This window comes from Paenibacillus sp. J22R98 (genome assembly GCF_059383835.1).
The window spans coordinates 15,343-33,765 of sequence record NZ_JBXENW010000018.1; the positions used below are offsets into that span (position 1 = coordinate 15,343).

15 protein-coding genes, 1 tRNA gene and 1 other RNA gene are annotated in these 18,423 nt (G+C 51.5%); 4 read left to right on the forward strand and 13 right to left on the reverse strand.

Annotated elements, in window-relative coordinates; translation table 11 throughout:
- Positions 1 to 156: 156 nt before the first annotated feature.
- From AC50Y3_RS29320 to AC50Y3_RS29345, 6 genes are all read right to left on the reverse strand, one after another.
- Positions 157 to 1,236 carry a S1C family serine protease gene (locus AC50Y3_RS29320; RefSeq protein WP_494822205.1) on the reverse strand — a complete coding sequence of 360 codons (1,080 nt, stop codon included), beginning with the start codon at positions 1,234 to 1,236 and terminating at the stop codon, positions 157 to 159.
- 145 nt (positions 1,237 to 1,381) lie between these two features.
- Positions 1,382 to 1,747, reverse strand: a transfer-messenger RNA (tmRNA) gene (gene ssrA / locus AC50Y3_RS29325).
- Between the two features lie 220 nt (positions 1,748 to 1,967).
- On the reverse strand, positions 1,968 to 2,447 hold the full coding sequence (gene smpB, locus AC50Y3_RS29330; protein WP_494822206.1) for an SsrA-binding protein SmpB: 480 nt from the start codon (positions 2,445 to 2,447) through the stop codon (positions 1,968 to 1,970).
- A 116-nt stretch (positions 2,448 to 2,563) separates the two neighbouring features.
- Entirely contained in the window at positions 2,564 to 5,599 is a 3,036-nt protein-coding gene (rnr, locus tag AC50Y3_RS29335) for a ribonuclease R (protein WP_494822207.1), read from the reverse strand.
- Positions 5,600 to 5,874: 275 nt separating this feature from the next.
- Complete coding sequence (gene secG, locus AC50Y3_RS29340; RefSeq protein ID WP_091225614.1) at positions 5,875 to 6,111, reverse strand: preprotein translocase subunit SecG; 237 nt, start codon at positions 6,109 to 6,111, stop codon at positions 5,875 to 5,877.
- A gap of 113 nt (positions 6,112 to 6,224) precedes the next feature.
- Positions 6,225 to 7,166, reverse strand: coding sequence for a phytanoyl-CoA dioxygenase family protein (locus tag AC50Y3_RS29345; RefSeq protein ID WP_494822208.1), 942 nt, complete (start codon positions 7,164 to 7,166; stop codon positions 6,225 to 6,227).
- A gap of 144 nt (positions 7,167 to 7,310) precedes the next feature.
- Between AC50Y3_RS29345 and AC50Y3_RS29350 the strand changes: the two genes are divergently transcribed.
- The gene (locus tag AC50Y3_RS29350; RefSeq protein ID WP_494822209.1) at positions 7,311 to 8,231 is read left to right on the forward strand and encodes an AraC family transcriptional regulator; all 921 of its coding nucleotides are present in this window, start codon (positions 7,311 to 7,313) and stop codon (positions 8,229 to 8,231) included.
- A gap of 64 nt (positions 8,232 to 8,295) precedes the next feature.
- Here the strand turns inward: AC50Y3_RS29350 and AC50Y3_RS29355 are convergent, their stop codons facing one another.
- The 7 genes from AC50Y3_RS29355 to AC50Y3_RS29385 all read right to left on the reverse strand — a co-directional run bounded on the left by AC50Y3_RS29355 (position 8,296) and on the right by AC50Y3_RS29385 (position 16,637).
- Complete coding sequence (locus AC50Y3_RS29355; RefSeq protein WP_210664236.1) at positions 8,296 to 9,063, reverse strand: sugar phosphate isomerase/epimerase family protein; 768 nt, start codon at positions 9,061 to 9,063, stop codon at positions 8,296 to 8,298.
- 187 nt (positions 9,064 to 9,250) lie between these two features.
- Entirely contained in the window at positions 9,251 to 10,543 is a 1,293-nt protein-coding gene (eno, locus tag AC50Y3_RS29360; protein ID WP_494822210.1) for a phosphopyruvate hydratase, read from the reverse strand.
- Between the two features lie 123 nt (positions 10,544 to 10,666).
- Entirely contained in the window at positions 10,667 to 12,199 is a 1,533-nt protein-coding gene (gene gpmI / locus AC50Y3_RS29365) for a 2,3-bisphosphoglycerate-independent phosphoglycerate mutase (RefSeq protein WP_494822211.1), read from the reverse strand.
- Position 12,200: 1 nt separating this feature from the next.
- Complete coding sequence (gene tpiA / locus AC50Y3_RS29370; RefSeq protein WP_494822212.1) at positions 12,201 to 12,953, reverse strand: triose-phosphate isomerase; 753 nt, start codon at positions 12,951 to 12,953, stop codon at positions 12,201 to 12,203.
- A 22-nt stretch (positions 12,954 to 12,975) separates the two neighbouring features.
- A complete protein-coding gene (locus AC50Y3_RS29375; RefSeq protein WP_494822213.1) occupies positions 12,976 to 14,157 on the reverse strand; it encodes a phosphoglycerate kinase in 1,182 nt (393 codons plus the stop codon).
- A 350-nt stretch (positions 14,158 to 14,507) separates the two neighbouring features.
- Positions 14,508 to 15,512 (reverse strand): type I glyceraldehyde-3-phosphate dehydrogenase, encoded by a 1,005-nt coding sequence (gap, locus tag AC50Y3_RS29380; RefSeq protein WP_475784701.1) that lies wholly within the window; start codon positions 15,510 to 15,512, stop codon positions 14,508 to 14,510.
- Positions 15,513 to 15,602: 90 nt separating this feature from the next.
- Positions 15,603 to 16,637: a sugar-binding transcriptional regulator gene (locus tag AC50Y3_RS29385; RefSeq protein WP_494822214.1), complete on the reverse strand. Its 1,035-nt coding sequence runs from the start codon at positions 16,635 to 16,637 to the stop codon at positions 15,603 to 15,605.
- 241 nt (positions 16,638 to 16,878) lie between these two features.
- Here AC50Y3_RS29385 and AC50Y3_RS29390 point away from each other — a divergent pair.
- From AC50Y3_RS29390 to AC50Y3_RS29400, 3 genes are all read left to right on the forward strand, one after another.
- Positions 16,879 to 16,953 (forward strand) — tRNA-Arg (locus tag AC50Y3_RS29390).
- 291 nt (positions 16,954 to 17,244) lie between these two features.
- Entirely contained in the window at positions 17,245 to 17,826 is a 582-nt protein-coding gene (clpP, locus tag AC50Y3_RS29395) for an ATP-dependent Clp endopeptidase proteolytic subunit ClpP (protein ID WP_091225604.1), read from the forward strand.
- Positions 17,827 to 18,047: 221 nt separating this feature from the next.
- Complete coding sequence (locus AC50Y3_RS29400) at positions 18,048 to 18,362, forward strand: sporulation histidine kinase inhibitor Sda (protein ID WP_494822215.1); 315 nt, start codon at positions 18,048 to 18,050, stop codon at positions 18,360 to 18,362.
- Positions 18,363 to 18,423: the final 61 nt, after the last annotated feature.

An 18,423-nucleotide genomic window follows, 5' to 3' on the forward strand; every position in this document is an offset into this window, starting at 1 on the left:
TAGCCATTTGAAGTATTTTATGCGAATTTACGGCTGCTGCGAATTTCGCGCGCTCATTTTTCATATCAAGCCATCTTAAATTGATAATAAAAATCCACAACCCAAATGGTTGTGGATTTACTTGGCGGAGGCGACTAGCTTCTAGTCCGCGGCAGGTTACAAAGAACTTTCCGCCGTTCCCGCCATCATCTCCTTCACTGCATCCAGAATCGTACTGGACGAAATGGCGAATCCCATGCCTTGAGCTTCGGAGTTGACAGCGGTATTCACTCCGATTACTTCGCCTTTTTCGTTTAATAGCGGTCCGCCCGAATTGCCGGGGTTAATCGAAGCGTCGGTTTGCAGAAGATGTTTGTATGGATGCTCAGAACCGTCGTCTTCCGTGACCGTAATCGGACGCTCTTTCGCGCTAAGCACGCCGATCGTCATCGTGTGATCCAAACCGTATGGATTGCCGATCGCGACGACCCAGTCGCCGATGTTCGCCTGAGCCGAGTCACCGAAACTTAGAGCCGGAAAATCTTTCCCCTCTGGCTTTTCAACCTTGAGCACCGCTAAATCCAGATCTTCGTTCGCGTTGACAACCGTGGCTTTAAGCGGCTCGTCGTATCCGGGCACGGTCACCTTAAGCTCCGCGGCACCTGCAATGACGTGCTGGTTCGTCAGAATATAACCGTTTTTATTGAAAAAGAATCCGGACCCGGTTCCCTTCAGCACTGGATCTTCGCTGCTTTGCAGCGACTGCTGCCGGCTGCCCGACCGACTGCCGTTTCTGCCGAAGAGGTTGGGATTCGACTGGTTGTTCTCCACCCCATAATTTGCAATCTCCACGACTGCAGGGTTCGCTTGCTTAAATACTGAAGCGAAGTTCTCCGTAGAGGATTTGAGCGAAGCAGTCGTTAATCCGGCATCGGCGGAATTAGAGCCACCGCTCGAAACTACTGTCTGGACTATACTGGATGTCCCTCCGCCGAACAAGTTCATTCGATCGGACATGTAGGTTAGCCCTCCAACTACTAAAGCGCCGACAAGAAAAGCTGCCAGGATCGATTTAGCCGACGTTCGTCTGGATCGATTCGCGCCGCCTCCGGAAGCTCCCTCTCCCTCATTCGCCGCGATTGCTTCGTCATACACCCTCTGCAAGGTTGTCCCTTTCTTTGAGGAATCATAGCGATATATTGTCAGGCCTTCGACGGAGTTATCGAATTCTTTGTTCATTTCCTTATTCGCATCCATTAGGATCATCCTCCTGTGCTCTTGATGACTCTATTATGCAGGTCGATCCTAAAAGGAAGCTTAAATCTACCTAAAAGGTTGCTGAAAATCTATTGGGCCCTTAAATAGCAAAAACCACATCCTCATGCGGATGTGGTTTTACATTTGGTGGAGGCGAGGGGATTTGAACCCCTGTCCGAAGACAACGCCACACAGGCTTCTACGGGTGTAGTCACAGTTTTGATGTCACCCGAGCAGCGCCCCGTAACCGGCTCTGCGTTGGGTCAGCCTGATTATCTTCTTCCGTCGACCCCAGGCGGAGACCGAAGCGGCGTATCCCACTATATGTGAGCCCCTATCCCAGTCACATGGGCGATGCTGAGGAGGAGCACGCTAACAGGTTATTAAGCTGCTAAAGCGTAGTTGTTTTGTGATTTGCCGTTTAATAGGCTTTAGCGTTGATGAAGTGGACGCGTCCCCACTACCCGCAACCCATGCTCGAACTATCCCCGTCGAATCCATAAACGCCCCCAATGTCGCATAAACGGCTCCATACGTTCCGTTTAGCAGGTAAGACGCTCTGTCGACTGGTCCCGCCTAACGTTCAGGCAGTCTCAACGTACTTGAGCATGTAAAACGATACTTCGTTCGTTGCTTACTTAGTATAACACAGGTGCCGACTTCGTGAAGGCATGTCTTGCTGGAAGAGTTGGCGACGTTCAACCATTACATCCAGTCAGCAAGCGAGCAACTTATCTGGCAACCTTCTGTTTCTCGCGCAATGCACGCTGAATATCGCGTTGTGCATCCTTCTTCGCCGCCGATTCGCGTTTGTCGTACTGTTTCTTCCCTTTTCCAAGGCCGATCAGCAGCTTCGCGTAACCGTTGCGAACGTAAATCTTGAGCGGAACAATAGCGTAGCCATCTTGCTTGGACAAACCAAGCAGCTTGTGGATCTGTGCCTTGTGCATCAATAACTTGCGCGTCCGAGTCGGATCATCCGGATTGCTTCGGTTACCTTGCTCGAAAGGACTGATGTGCAAATTGTGAATGAAGATCTCACCGTTCCGAATCGTAGCAAACGCATCGCCAATGTTGGCCCGTCCCATTCGAAGCGATTTAATTTCACTTCCCATCAGCACCATGCCCGCTTCAAAGGTATCCTCGATGAAATAGTCATGGGAAGCCTTCTTATTCTGTGCGAGCTGTTTCCCGTCACTCTTCTTCGCCACTTCTACCCCACCTCTCCCCTTAATAAACGGACTCCTAACCATTGCAGTCAGGAGTCCATTGTAACAACTTTACAGATTGAAATCAAGATTTGGTAAAAGCAAGCTCGAACCGCGTCCTACAAGCGTTTCTTCCGCACAAAAGCTGCGGTCGAGTTGCCGTTTTTCTTCTTCTTGCGCGGCTTCGAGCCGACGCCTCCAGTACCGGCGTTGGTTGCGTTGCCAGTGCCGCCTGCATCAGTTGCCGGCGCAGCTTGAGGAGTAGACCCGTCGCCTGCTGGTTTCTTGCGGCGAGAGCCGGTTCCGCCAGCTGCACCGCCGCCGCCACCGTTGCCGGCGCCGTTACGGGATGACCCGCCACGACCTGAGCCGGAAGAACGACCGCCAAATCCGCGGTCTCCGCCGCCGGAACGGCCTCTGCCGCCGCCATCACGGCCGCGTGAACGGTAAGCATCCGGATCTTCCCCGTTATCTTTAAGCGATCCTGCGTTCAAGATTGGCAAGCCCCACATATCCGTGCGGACTGCTTTACGCTTTTCACCGGATTCACCGCCACTGCGTGCAGCACCATCCGTGCCGAGAAGCCGATCGAGGTTGAAATCATCCTCCGGCTTCCATGCCCGCGCGTCGCCTTCGCGACGCACCGGCGCGACTTCCGCGCCTTGCGTCGCCGCTCCGCCGCTGCGCGCTGCTTCGCCGCCGCGGCCCTTGCGCCGGCGTCCGCCGCGCTCGCTGCCTCCGCGCTCCGCCTGCGGCGCTCCCGCTCCGCTGCGCGTCACGCCCGGCTCCGCCGCCGCTGCGCCTCCGCGCCGCTGGCCGCGTCCGCGCGGCCCCACGGCCGCTTCGCGCGCCGCCGCTGCTGGCGCGCTGCCGCCTCCGCGCCCGCCGGCGCTGCGCTGCGCGGCTGCACCGCCACGCTCGCGGCCTCCGCCGCCGCTGCGCGAGCCGCGGCCGGCTCCGCTGCGGCCGCCAAACCCGTACTCGCGCGCACGGTCGGCGCCGTCAGCGCTCTTATTCTCGAGCATCCCAAAATCAATGGTATGCTCATCCATGTTCACCCGCTCCACGCGGATGCGCACCTCATCGCCAATGCGGTACGTCTTCGACGTCCGCTCGCCGATTAGCAGCATGTGCTGCTCGTGGAAGTGATAATAATCGTCCGAGAGCTCGCTCAAACGGATGAGCCCCTCGACCGTATTGGGCAGCTCCACGAAGATACCGAAGCTCGTTACGCTGCTGATGATGCCGTCGAATTCCTCGCCGACCTTATCAAGCATGTATTCGCATTTCTTCAGCTTCTCCGTGTCACGTTCCGCCTCAACCGCCACACGCTCCCGCTCCGACGACTGCTGCGCAATATCGGGCATCCGCGCGGCCAGTGCTTCCTGACGGGCATCTGTCAGCGTGCCGCCGTTCTCGAATACCTCGCGCATGACGCGATGGATGACAAGATCGGGATAACGCCGAATCGGCGACGTGAAGTGCGAGTAGAATTCAGCAGCAAGGCCGAAGTGGCCGAGGCTCTCTGCATCGTATTTCGCCTGCTTCATCGAACGCAGCATCACCGTCGAAATGACCGTTTGCTCCTTGGAGCCGCGCACATCTTCAAGCAGCGTCTGGAGCGCACGCGGATGAATGACGCTTCCGCCCTTGCCTTTAATCGTATAACCGAAGTTAGCCGCAAACTGCACGAAATGCAGCAGCTTCTCTTGATCCGGATTATCATGCGTCCGGTACAGGAACGGCACCTTCAGCCAATAGAAATGCTCCGCAACCGTTTCGTTGGCCGCAAGCATGAACTCTTCAATAATCGACTCCGCAATCGAGCGTTCACGTTTTACGATGTCAACCGCTTTACCATCGCTGTCCACAATGACCTTGGACTCGATAAAGTCAAAATCAATCGCGCCCCGCTTCATTCGCATGCCCCTCAGGCGCATCGCAAGCTCTTCCATCAGCTTGAACGTCGGCACCAGTTCGGCATAGCGCTCCATAACCTCAGGATCTTCATCGGCCACGATTTTACGTACGTTCGTATACGTCATCCGTTCTTTCGTCCGAATCACGCTCGTAAACACCTCATGACGCACGCGTTTGAGCGTTGCTGCATCAAACTCCATCTCGCAGGAAAGCGTCAACCGATCCACCTTCGGATTCAAGGAACAGATCCCGTTCGATAACCGGTGAGGCAGCATCGGAATAACACGGTCAACCAAGTACACGCTGCATCCGCGGCGGTACGCTTCTTGGTCCAGCGACGAGTTTTCCTTCACATAATAGCCGACATCGGCGATATGCACGCCCAGCACAAAGTTACCGTTCTCGAGGCGTTCAACATTGACCGCATCATCCAGATCTTTTGCATCCTCGCCATCGATCGTCACGATGACCTTGTCGCGCAGATCGCGGCGGCCTTGACGTACAATCTCATCCTCTGTGATGGAATCCGGCGCTGCTTCGGCTTCTGCCATAACGTCGGCAGGGAAACTCTCCGGCAGCTGATGCTTCCGAATAATCGAGAGAATATCGATGCCCGGGTCATCCTTATGACCGAGCACCTCAACGATTTCACCTTCAGCCGCCGAACGGCCTTCCGGATAGGACAAGATGCGCACGACGACCTTTTGACCGGTTACCGCACCTTTAAATTGACCTTGTGGAATAAAAATATCCCGATTAATCCGCTTATCATCCGGCAGCACGAACCCATACGACTCATGATGATCAAATGTTCCGACAATTTGCGTCACGGCACGCTCGATAATCTTTACGACTTCGCCTTCCATGCGACCGCCGGATGCGCTCTTCGAAGTGACCCGCAGGAGCACGATATCGCCGTTCATCGCACTCTTCAAATCGTTGGCGTTAATGTACACATCGCCATGTCCCTTGTCCTCAGGGATTAGAAATGCAAAACCTTTCGCATGCGCCTGTACCCTTCCGCGCACCAAATTCATCCGCTCCGGAAGCCCGTAGCGGTCGCTGGAATTCCGTACGATTTTTCCTTCATTCTCCAGCTCGTTTAAAACTACCAGGAAATTGCGGAACGATGCCGCATCTCCCTCTCCGCCCAGCTGCTTATCTAGCTCTTGGTAGGTCATCGGCTTGTACGCCTGCTCACGCATAAACTCCAGCAGCTGCTGCTCTGTTACCATAACTTCTCACCTCATGTACCGCGATGCCGTCAATCCCATTTTGCTGAATGCTGAACGATCCCGAGGTTCGTTCAATCCAATCAACGTTTATGCAGCAGTCGGTTGATAGATTGCCATATACTATATAGTATACACGAAAGGTATGGCCACCATCCGCGCCAGCCCGGCAAAAATAACATTTTTCGCCTGCTGCATGTATTGAGTAAACTTTTTCCAGTTTGCATAAGCAACAAAAAAAGCGAGCCCTAAGCCCGCTTTCTGTACATCTTATTTCATTACGCCTTAACTAGGTACGCAACAATCAGAGCAGTAATGAAGAAGCCTGCTGCGACTGCGATTGTCATACGCTGCAAGAATAGGTCCAAGCCGCGTGCTTTCGTTTTACCGAACAAGTGCTCAGCACCGCCGGAAATAGCACCCGACAACCCAGCGCTCTTCCCTTTTTGTAAAAGTACAACTGAGATCAGAGCCAAGGAGAAAATGATAAGCAAAATTTTAAAAGTGATTTCCATAGTTCCACCTCCTGCGCACAAGGAGCAAATTTAAAGTTTGCCGTGCCTTGCCTAAGGAGACAAGACCTAGAAACAGCAATATTATTGTACCATAGCAAGGTGGTTAATACAAGCTAACAGATTTTGTCCTTCTGCCAGCGGATCTCCTCGTTGAACGGCAGGAACGTGAACTGCTCCTTCTTCCAGTAGTATTGCAGCTCCTCGCGTGTCCAGCCCTCGTACAGTTCATCCCATTCGAATGGCCCGTGCGGCAGCAAGGATGCATGCTCGATTGGTTGGCTCGCAGGTTGGAAACGCAAATCCAGTGACAGCCTTACCCGTCCCGGGATCGTATTCGCAAGCGCCTTATGCACCGTCAAGCTGTGGAAAATCAGAATATCGCCCGCTTCATAGTCGGTCTCTGCCCATTCATAGCCAAGCCCGCACAGAATCGACTCCAGTCCCCCGGCACCAGGATTAGCCGTAACGCCAAGCAAACCGGTATCATGGCTGCCTTCAAGAACCGATAGACCGCCAAGCGCTCTAGGAACATCCCCGATCGGTGCCCAGCAGGTCCATGTTGTGTAACTGCCTTGAATATGGAGAAAGTCCTGATGCGGCGGCGTTACGTTCAGCTTGTCACTTGGCAGCATGATACGGGCAATATTACGGGGATGCGGGAAGGTGCGTTCTCCGAATAACGTGTCAAACAACCCGAGAAGCTTGGGATGATGAGCTACAGCGTGGAACGATTCCAGCTTCTGAACCTTATGATAGACCTGCTGCGTCGTCCCGATCCCATTCCAGTTCAGCTCTTCGACCGTCATTTCGTCGATGATTGGTTGATTGCCAATACCATCGAGCAGCGGCGTCGAAGGATCCAGAAGCCCTTCATCATGCAATACATTCAGCATTTGCCTCCGAAGCTCTATCACTTCTTCTCGTGGGAAGAAATGCTTAAAGAACAAATACCCCTTCTTCTCTGCTTCACGTCTCAATTCCTCAGGTACCGCCAATAAAGGTGTCGCATCTTCGAAAGACCGCGTTGCCGGTTTGATCGCCGGATCCATCGCCATCCCGCCCTTTCATCCCGTTAGGAATTTGTCGATTGTCGACTTCATAATTCCATTATATGCTTAGGTGAAAGCGGTGTATTTATTTGCATCCGACGCCTTTTTAACTCTGACCGACATCCTGATTCCTTTGAGGGGGCAGTCATCTTGAATAACAGCTCCATGCCGGCTGTAAGCTGGCAGTCGCTTCAGCCTGCTGTCTGGTATGCCAATAAACTGCGGTGTCTGCCTGGCTTTTCCTTCGGTCCCAGGGTCATCGATGAGCATCAATTTATATTCGTTGCCGCCGGTCATGGAACAGCCAATATACAAGGCGAGCATTATAACGCTCTCCCCGGGAGCTTATTCTACTATGGCCCTGATACGGTACATCATTTCATCGCCGATGAAGCAGCTCCGTTTCTCTTGTACGGCTTACACTTCAGCTGGGAAGAATATAACCCCTCCGAAAGAAGCACAGGGATTAAGATTCGTGATACCGCCAAATTCGACCCGGCGCTAGACACGAAGCAAGATAACCGGATGCTGGTTGGAAGCGCCCTGCAACCGGAGGACAGCCTATTGTTCCAAGATGTGCGCCAGCTGTCTGTTGAGCGGTTCGAGCCCCGCTTCGCTCGCCTAGCCGAATGCTATAGTGCCGAATCGCGAGCGTATACGGCTCCGCTGCTTCGCGGTCTGCTGCTGGAGCTGCTTGCTGCAATGAAGCAAGAGGAACTTCGCACGGTCAGCAATCAGCAGCCGCTATCTCCGATCATCAGCGCGATTGCAGCTAAATGTGACGAACACGCACGCGAGCGCTACAGCCACAACTGGCTTGGACAGTGGAGCTCCTACCACCCTGATCATATTGCAAGGCTCTTCCGCGCACAGTTGGGAACGACGCCATACGAGTATTTCATGGGCCGTAAACTTCAGCTGGCCAAGGAGCTGCTCGCTCATTCCGAGTTCTCGCTCCTTACCATCGCCGATGAGCTTCAAGTCGGCTCCATCCACAACTTTACCAAATGGTTTAAACAGCACACCGGTGTGCCTCCGGGCCAATTCCGCAAGCTTTCTCGGTTTATTTAGCACCATGCCAAAAAAGGCTCCGCAGTCCCCTAAAGGGAACCGCAGAGCCTTTCTCATTTATCGCTTATAGATAGTCGTTCTCGCGGAAGAAATCAAGGCTGATCTTCGCGCTCTCCAGCGACGAAGAAACAAACTGCTCTTGTTCCACGAAAATGTATTGAATGCCCGATTGCTCGGCTACATCCAGGACGCCTTTCAAATTCACGATCCCTTTGCCCACCTCGGTGTCGCTGCGGCCTTGGCCAAAATCTTTAAAGTGCGCCAAAGGCAAACGGCCCGCGTAACGGTTTGCATAATCAACCGGATTCTGTCCGCCCATGTGTACCCAGCCGAAATCAAATTCAGCTATGAGGTATTCTGCAGGCACTTTCTCCAGAAGCAGATCAATAACCGGTTTGCCGTCAACCAGCTTGAATTCGAAATCATGATTATGATAGCCGTAGATCAGTCCAGCTTCTTTTACTTGCTTACCAGCTGCAGCCAGAATGTCTGCAAGCTTGTTCACGTCTTCTGCCGTTGGGTTCTCAGGCAGCGGAGCCCATGGTGTCACGATATATTGAAGGCCGATTTCTTTCGCATATTCAATTTGCTTTGCCAGATCGGCTTCGATTTTCTCAGGCTCACCGAAGTTTAGACCGACATGCGCCGATGGCGCTTGCAAACCAAGCTCGTCCAGCAATGCTTTCAATTCCTTCGCAGGCGTATTGAAGTACCCTGCAAATTCTACTGCTTTGTAGCCCATTTCGGCTACTTTGCGAATCGTACCGATGAAATCCTTCTCCGTTTGATCACGAAGCGTATACAACTGTAAGCCAACAACCGGTTTAGCCAATGCTTCCACCTCATAGCTCTATAGTTTTTTGTTCTTCACTTCCTGCTCTTTCCATGCAAAAAGGGAGAGCAACAGGTCTTGCGCCCTGTTATCTCTCCCTAATTATAGCGAATGCCTAGGCTTAAACTACCTCACCTTTTGGGACACTCTTATGCCATTTTGGCTTTAGCCGTTTTTCCTTTGAAACTTACTTGAAGTTTTTCAGGTTGTAAAACGCGCTTTTGCCTGCGTATTGTGCTGTGGAACCCAATTGATCTTCGATGCGAAGCAATTGGTTGTATTTTGCAACGCGGTCCGTACGGGACGGAGCGCCTGTTTTGATTTGGCCTGCATTTGTCGCTACTGCGATGTCTGCAATTGTGCTGTCTTCGGACTCACCGGAACGGTGGGAGATTACAGCTGTGTAGCCAGCGCGTTTTGCCATTTCGATCGCATCGAATGTTTCAGTCAGGGAACCGATTTGGTTTACTTTAACCAAGATCGAGTTACCTACGCCTTTGTCGATACCGTCAGACAGACGCTCTGTGTTTGTTACGAACAGGTCATCACCAACGAGTTGGACTTTGCCGCCCAATTTGTCAGTGAGCAATTTCCAACCTTCCCAGTCGTCTTCGGAGCAGCCGTCTTCGATTGTGATGATTGGGTACTTCTCAACCCACGAAGCAAGCAGGTCCACGAATTCAGCGGAAGTGAACGAGCGGCCTTCGCCTTCGAGGTGGTATTTGCCGTCTTTGTAGAACTCCGTGGACGCAACGTCCATACCGAGGAATACGTCAACGCCCGGCTTGTAGCCTGCGCGCTCGATAGCGGAGATGATTGTTGTGATCGCTTCTTCGTTGGAACCAAGGTTCGGTGCGAAACCGCCTTCGTCGCCTACTGCTGTGTTCAGGCCTTTATCTTTCAGAACCGATTTCAGGTTGTGGAAGATTTCCGTACCGATACGAAGTGCTTCTTTGAAGCTTTCAGCGCCAACCGGCAGAACCATGAACTCTTGAACGTCGATGTTGTTGTCAGCGTGCTCGCCGCCGTTAACGATGTTCATCATTGGAACCGGAAGTGTTTTCGCGTTGAATCCGCCAAGGTATGTGTAAAGAGGTACATCAAGCGCGTCAGCTGCTGCACGTGCACAAGCCATAGATACGGCAAGAATTGCGTTAGCGCCTAATCTGCCTTTGTTGTGCGTGCCGTCAAGCTGGATCATTTTACGGTCGATTAGTACTTGATCAAGCGAATCCAGGCCGATGATTTCAGGAGCGATGATTGTGTTTACGTTCTCTACTGCTTGAAGAACGCCTTTACCCAGGTAACGGGATTTGTCGCCGTCACGAAGCTCAACAGCCTCGTAAGCGCCGGTGGAAGCACCGGATGGAACGATTGCGCGGCCTTTGCCGCCGGACTCCAGCATAACCTCAACTTCAACTGTAGGGTTACCGCGGGAATCAAGTACTTCGCGTGCATAAACGTCAGTAATGATAGACATATTCGAAAACACTCCTTTAATTTTGATTGATTCTTTACCTATTTATCGTCATTAACCATTAAACGCATGAATGATTATAGTAAACCAGGTGAAACGGCTGTCGCCATCCATCGGTGGCGTGGCTTACCCTTGAACAAGAGGCGTGCCTGTCATCTCTGCCGGCTTCGGAAGACCTGCAAGAGACAAAATCGTCGGCGCGATATCCGCGAGGATGCCGCCTTCACGAAGAGGTCCAACCTGCTTCGTCACGATGAATGGAACCGGGTTTGTCGTATGGGCCGTGAACGGACGACCGTTCTCGTCGATCACCATATCAGCATTGCCGTGGTCAGCCGTAATCAGACATACGCCGCCTTTTGCCAGCACCGCTTCTACTACTTGACCCAGGCACGCGTCAGTCGCTTCAACCGCTTTGATTGTCGGCTCAAGCATACCGGAGTGGCCAACCATATCCGGATTCGCGAAGTTCAAGATGATCACATCTTGACGATCTGCTTCGATTTCTTTCACGGCTGCAGCTGCTACTTCATAGGCGCTCATTTCAGGCTGAAGATCGTAAGTAGCTACCTTCGGAGAAGGGATCAGAATACGCGTCTCGCCCGGAAGTTCTGCGTCGCGACCGCCGCTGAAGAAGAACGTAACATGCGGGTATTTCTCCGTCTCGGCGATGCGAAGCTGACGCTTCCCATTCTGCACGAGCACTTCACCCAGCGTGTTATCGAGGTTCTTCGGCTTATACGCAACGAAACCGCCAACGGTTTCACTGAACAGTGTCAAACAGACAAAGTAGAGATTCTCCGGCGCTTTCGGCCCACGGTCGAAACCGCGGAAGTCGCTGTTTGTAAACACTTGCGACAGCTGAATAGCACGGTCAGGACGGAAGTTGAAGAAGATAACCGCATCTTCGGATTCCACAACGCCTACCGGGCTGCCGTCTTCTTTCACGATTACAGTCGGCATGACGAACTCGTCATAGACCGATTTCTCGTAGGATTCCACAACGGCTTGGATCGGATCTTTATATTGCGGTCCATCTCCATAAACCATGGCGCGGTACGATTTCTCGGTACGCTCCCAACGTTTGTCGCGATCCATCGCGTAGTAGCGACCTTGTACAGTCGCGATTTTGCCTACGCCGAGTTCTGCGATCTTCGCTGTTAGCTGCTCAAGGTATCCTTTTGCACTGTCCGGCGACACGTCGCGGCCGTCCAGGAACGCATGGATGTACACTTCCTCGATTTCTTCTTTCTTCGCAAGCTCAAGCAATGCGAACAAGTGCGCAATATGGCTGTGTACGCCGCCGTCAGACAGCAAGCCGTACAAATGCAGCTTCTTGCCATTCTCTTTCACGTGGCGGATGGCGCCCATCAACGTCTCGTTGTCGAAGAATTCACCGTCGCGAATCGACTTGCTGATGCGAGTCAAGTCTTGATATACGATACGACCTGCGCCGATGTTCAAATGGCCAACTTCGGAGTTGCCCATTTGACCTTCCGGCAAACCTACTGCCTCTCCGCACGCCGTTAACGTCGTGTGCGGGTAGGTGTTCCAGTAGCGATCGTAGTTCGGTTTATTCGCTTGTGCAACCGCATTGCCGGTAACATCGTTACGCAAACCGAATCCGTCCAAAATAATGAGTGCAACCGGAGCTGTCATCTTACTTCGCCCCCTCGACAAGTGCGATGAAGGATGCAGGCTCTAAGCTTGCACCGCCGACCAATGCGCCGTCGATATTGGATTGACCCAGATATTCGCTTACGTTGTTCGGTTTCACGCTGCCGCCGTATTGAATGCGAACCGCGTTTGCTGTTGCCACATCGTATAGGCCGGCGATAACATCGCGGATGAACGCGATTACGTCTTCCGCATCAGCGGAAGTCGAAGATTTGCCTGTGCCGATCGCCCAGATTGGCTCATATGCAACAACTACTTCTGCCGCTTGTGCTGCGGACAAGCCTTGGAAAGCAGCTTCGGTTTGAACTTTACAAACCGATTTCGTTTGCTCTGCTTCACGCTCTTCCAGCTTCTCACCCACACAAACGATAGGCGTTAGGCCGTGTTTGAATGCAGCATGGACTTTCTTATTTACAATCTCATCGGATTCCGCAAAATATGCGCGGCGCTCCGAGTGACCGATAATGACATATTGAACGCCGAGGTCTTTCAGCATAACGCCGCTGATTTCGCCCGTGAACGCACCGTTGTCCTCGAAGTGAACGTTTTGTGCGCCAATTGCGATCGCTGTGCCTTTAGCCGCTTCTACAAGCGCAGGCAATGTTGTGAATGGCGCGCAGATGACCGTTTCAACACCGTCAACCTCTGCTTTGCCTTTAACGTCTGCGAAGAATGCAGTCGCTTCAGAAACCGTTTTGAACATTTTCCAGTTGCCTGCAATGATTGGTTTACGCATCGTTATTCGCTCCTCTTATCCCTTACTTGTCGTTCAGTGCAACAACGCCCGGAAGCGCCTTGCCTTCCATGAATTCCAAAGATGCGCCGCCGCCAGTGGAGATGTGGTCCATCTTGTCAGCAAGACCAAACTTCTCTGCAGCTGCCGCGGAATCGCCGCCGCCGATAATGGTGTAAGCTGCTGTATCTGCACAAGCTGCCGCAACCGCGCGCGTACCGTGCGAGAATGGCTCGATTTCAAATACGCCCATCGGCCCGTTCCATACAACCAGTTTGGAGTTTTTGATTACATCTGCATACAGCTCACGTGTTTTCGGACCGATGTCGATGCCTTCCCATTCAGCAGGAATGCCGTCAACATCAACGATTTGCGTGTTTGCTTTCGCGCTGAACTCGTCCGTAATGACAATATCAACCGGCAGCAGGAACTGCTTGCCCAGCGATTTGGCTTTCTCGATAAACTCGAGTGCCAGATCAAGCTTGGAGTTGTCACAGAGCGATTGGCCGATTTCATGGCCTTGTGCTTTGAAGAACGTATAGGAAAGACCGCCGCCGATAATGATGTTATCTGCGATTTCGATCATTTTGTTGATAACGTCGATTTTGTCTTTAACTTTAGATCCGCCGACAATCGCTGTAAATGGACGTTCCGGTTTCAAGAGCGCGCGGCCAAGCACGTCAAGCTCTTTCTCCATTAGAAGACCGGATACAGCCGGCAGATAGTGTGCGATACCTTCAGTCGATGCATGAGCGCGGTGAGCAGCGCCGAAAGCATCATTTACGAACAGATCAGCCAACTCGGCAAAAGCTTTCGCCAGTTCCGGATCGTTCTTCTCTTCACCCTCATAGAAACGAACGTTCTCCAGCAAGAGCACGTCGCCTTCTTTAAGAGCAGCTACTTGCGCTTTAACAGACTCGCCAACCGCTTCGTCTGTTTTGACAACCGGCTTGCCAAGCATTTGCGATAAACGCACGCCGGCTTCAGTCAAACGCATACCTTCAACGACTTGACCTTTTGGACGTCCCAGGTGGCTCGCCAAAATCACTTTCGCACCGTTCTCGATCAGATACTTGATGGTAGGCAGCGTCTCGCGAATACGCGTATCATCCGTAATCGCACCGTTCTCCATTGGTACGTTAAAATCCACACGAACAAATACACGTTTACCGGCTACTTCAACGTCACGCACACTCTTCTTGTTCATTAGTGAAATCCTCCCGGGAACCCCATGATAAAGGTCTTAAGTATATTTAAATTCTCCGCTTGCTATCCATCCCGCAGTCTGTTGCAGGTTTATATCTATATGTTTTTGCTCTAGTTTCCCACAGGGAAACCGGCTCTTGCAGGTTGCAACGGGCAACCGTTAATAAAAAGAAGCATCCGGATCCCAATAAAGGGACCCGCAGATGCGTTAAATTCTCTTGAACTCTAAGTCGTATGGCAGGCATCCGCAAACTATCGCGAAGGAGCTGCCACAAGCAGCTCCTTCGACGGTTATTGGGTCTTCATAGAGTCCCATGGAATCCCCACTTCAAAGGGACTTAGGGGGATGTCTTACAGACCTTTGGATGCGATGTAAGCAGCAAGGTCAACTACACGGTTGGAGTAGCCCCACTCGTTGTCGTACCAAGAAATGATTTTGACCATGTTGCCTTCAACAACCATAGTCGACAAAGCGTCGATTGTGGAGGAAGCTGGGTCGCTGTTGTAGTCGCTCGATACAAGCGGCTCATCGGAGTAGTTCATGATGCCTTTAAGGGAAGTTTCAGCTGCATCTTTCAATGCTGCGTTTACTTCGTCAACTGTTACGTTAACTTTCAGTTCAGCAACCAGGTCTGTTACGGATACGTTAGGCGTAGGAACACGCATAGCCATACCGTTAAGTTTGCCTTTCAACTCAGGCAGAACAAGGGATACTGCTTTAGCAGCGCCTGTGGATGAAGGAATGATGTTTTCTGCAGCAGCGCGAGCACGGCGCAGGTCTTTATGTGGAACGTCCAATACGGATTGATCGTTCGTGTACGAGTGAATTGTAGTCATCATACCTTTTACGATACCGAACTTGTCGTTGATTACTTTAGCGAATGGTGCAAGGCAGTTCGTTGTGCAAGAAGCGTTGGAGATGATTGTGTGAGCGGAAGCATCGTATTTATCTTCGTTAACGCCCATTACGATTGTGATGTCTTCGTTAGTAGCTGGAGCGGAGATGATTACTTTCTTCGCGCCGCCTTTCAAGTGAAGCTCAGCTTTGTCTTTCGCTGTGAAAATACCAGTGGATTCAACAACGATTTCAGCGCCTACAGAAGCCCATGGAAGGTTCTCAGGGTTACGTTCAGCAAAAACCTTGATTTCACGGCCATTTACGATCAGCGCGCCTTCTTTAGCTTCTACAGTAGCTTCCAGCTTGCCATGTGTAGTGTCATATTTAAGCAGGTGAGCCAGTGTATTTGTGTCTGTCAAATCGTTAACAGCCACCACTTGTACATTCGGGTTGTTCAATGCTGCGCGGAACACGTTACGGCCGATACGACCAAATCCGTTAATACCAACTTTTACCATTTTAGTTTCCTCCTAGGCATAATTTCATTTATCTCAAGACGAGGCGTTGGACACCGGTTTCCGGCGGTCCACTCGTCAAGATCACATCACTTACTGTTCCTGATCGATGATCGCTGCAATTTCAAGGGCAGCTGCCTCGTCGGTGACGAGTACATCATCATGTCCGAAGCGCATCACGGCTGCGATCGCCTCACCTTTACTGCGGCCGCCTGCAATCGCAATGACAACCTCAGTTTCCATAATGTCTTCGATTCGAAGACCCGCAGTGAGCATCTTATGAACGACAGAACCGCTTCGGTCAAAATAGTACCCGAACGATTCCGCAAGCGCTCCTTCTGCCTTCAGTGCGTCGACAACCGCCGCATCCACCCGTCTGCGACGAGCCATTACCATAGCGTCTCCGATCCCATGAATGACGATGCGGGCTTTGCGAATAACTTCCACGATCTCCCTCACATTTGGTTCCTGCATCAAGGAGGTGTACGCTTCTTCGCCCAAGTGATCCGGTACATGAAGCATCCGGTATTGCGCACCTGTTCGCTTAGCCATTGTGGAAACAATCGTATTGGCTTGGTAGTCCAAGCTTTCGCCAAGTCCGCCGCGTGCCGGTACAAACCAATTGCCTTTGAGCGGTGTTTGCGAGTTCAGCTGGTTAGCGACTTGGGCCAATGTCGAACCGCCGGTTACGGCAATGACATCGTCGTTCTTCATCGCTTTGCTCAGCACCGCGCATCCTGCTCGGCCCAGCTCCCGCTTCGTATGAGGGGAAGCATCGGAATCGCCCGAGACGATCACAACTTGCTTTAATCCAAAATGCTTGCGAATTCTCTCTTCCAGCTCCGACAACCCGAACATCGCTTTGTAGAAAGGCTCCATATCCTCAAGCAGCCGTTTACCGGCATCACTGATCCGCATCCCTGCAGCATCAATGAGGAGAAGCTCCTGTGCTTTGAGAAAATCCGTTTCCGCGCGCAGCACCCGCTCTGTCATATCGAGTGAAGCTGCTAATGTGCGCCGACCGATCATATCTGATAGCATGACCTGACGGAGAATAAGATACCTTTTCCTCATGACGATAAGTAAGTCCGGCAGAAGCTGCTGCTGTATTTCGATGAGAGATTGCATCTTCCAACATCAACTCCTGTTGCAGAGAGAGGCTTCGTATCTCATGGGACTATTGCAGGGACACGTTTCGTCCCATATGCTCTTTTTAAGTCCCACACCTATTGTAACCCAAACTCATGGCAGGGGCAAGATCAGTTTGCCTAATGAAACCGTTTCCCGTCACGATTTGCACAAAATTAATTTATCTAATGATCTTGCTTTTCTATCCTCAATCACATATACTTATCTTCGCTGTCACTTTGCGCCCGTGGTCCAATGGATATGACGTAGGCCTCCGGAGCCTGAGATCGAGGTTCAATTCCTCGCGGGCGCGCCATTATAACAATAATGAATGACTCATAATGAAGGACCTTCCGATTAAACGGAGGGTCCTTCTTCATGTTTCAGGCAGAAAGCTCACCTCAAACAGCATCCCCATTTCTGCTCGAATGTAACCTTCATCTGGGCCTTATTTGCATGTTTACAGACAATTTGACCATCTTTGACTTTTAATTCGTAATCCGTTATGATGAATTTATTAGCAGCTCCACATTCGAAGGGCTATTCCACTTCGATTGCCGGTTCTGCGTTTCACCACTATATGAATGTTCTTGAGGAGGGACTTACGATGAGTTTCGTACCAATGGTTATCGAATCGAACAACCGCGGCGAACGCGCATATGACATTTATTCCCGTTTGCTGAAGGATCGAATTGTATTCCTAGGCACGCCAGTCAACGATATGGTAGCTAACTCCATTATCGCGCAGCTATTATTCCTTGCAGCCGACGATCCGGATAAGGACATCTCGCTTTACATCAACAGCCCTGGCGGTTCGGTCTCTGCAGGTCTCGCCATTTTCGATACGATGAATTTCATTAAACCGTCTGTTTCCACCATCTGCGTGGGCATGGCTGCTTCGATGGGTGCATTCTTGCTTGCGGCCGGTGCCAAAGGCAAACGTTACGCGCTTCCTAACAGCGAAGTGATGATTCATCAGCCGCTTGGCGGTGCGCAAGGTCAAGCAAGCGATATCGAGATCCGTGCGAAGCACATCTTGAAAACTCGCGATACGCTGAACCGGATTTTGGTGGAGAACACGGGTCAAACGCTTGAGAAGATCGAGCGCGACACCGACCGTGATTACTTCATGTCCGCTGCTGAAGCGGCAGCTTACGGCCTCGTTGACAAGGTTATCGAGAAACTGTAAGTCATTGTTCATAAGAACATGAAAGAGCGTTAATCCTTCGCCGGATTAACGCTCTTTTTATTTGCTTTAACACAGTTCATACAGTCTGTCAATGACAATTTGAAGCGCTGAATGGGTGCGGACTGCTCCAATAAATCATGATAAGATGTACTAAATGATTCCATATCCACCGTCACTTAGGTTACGTTTCGGAAATCTAATATAAACGGAGTTGCACACGCATGAAACTTACGAACCCATTCGCAAGCGTGCGAAATTTCATTCGATCCAGTGATTCTGGCAGCGTATATACTTCTTACACGCCATCGTTTGAGCCTACTTTTCAGCATGCCCCAGTTAACACAGATAATCAGAATCTCTTCTTGCCCATGCAGGACAAGTCTCTCCTGCTGCGTCCGCTTAGCGACACTCACTTAATTGAAGTCTACCATGAAGCTAGAGCGATGCGTTTATCCGAAGAGTTTATTGCACTGATTGAACATGCCATTGAGCAGCGCGGCCTGTCCACCACCGATGATCGGAAATCGTTAGCCTAGCTTATGTTCTAGATAGCGTAACTGCCAGTTCATCAAATAAGGCAGACCCTTCTCCACGACG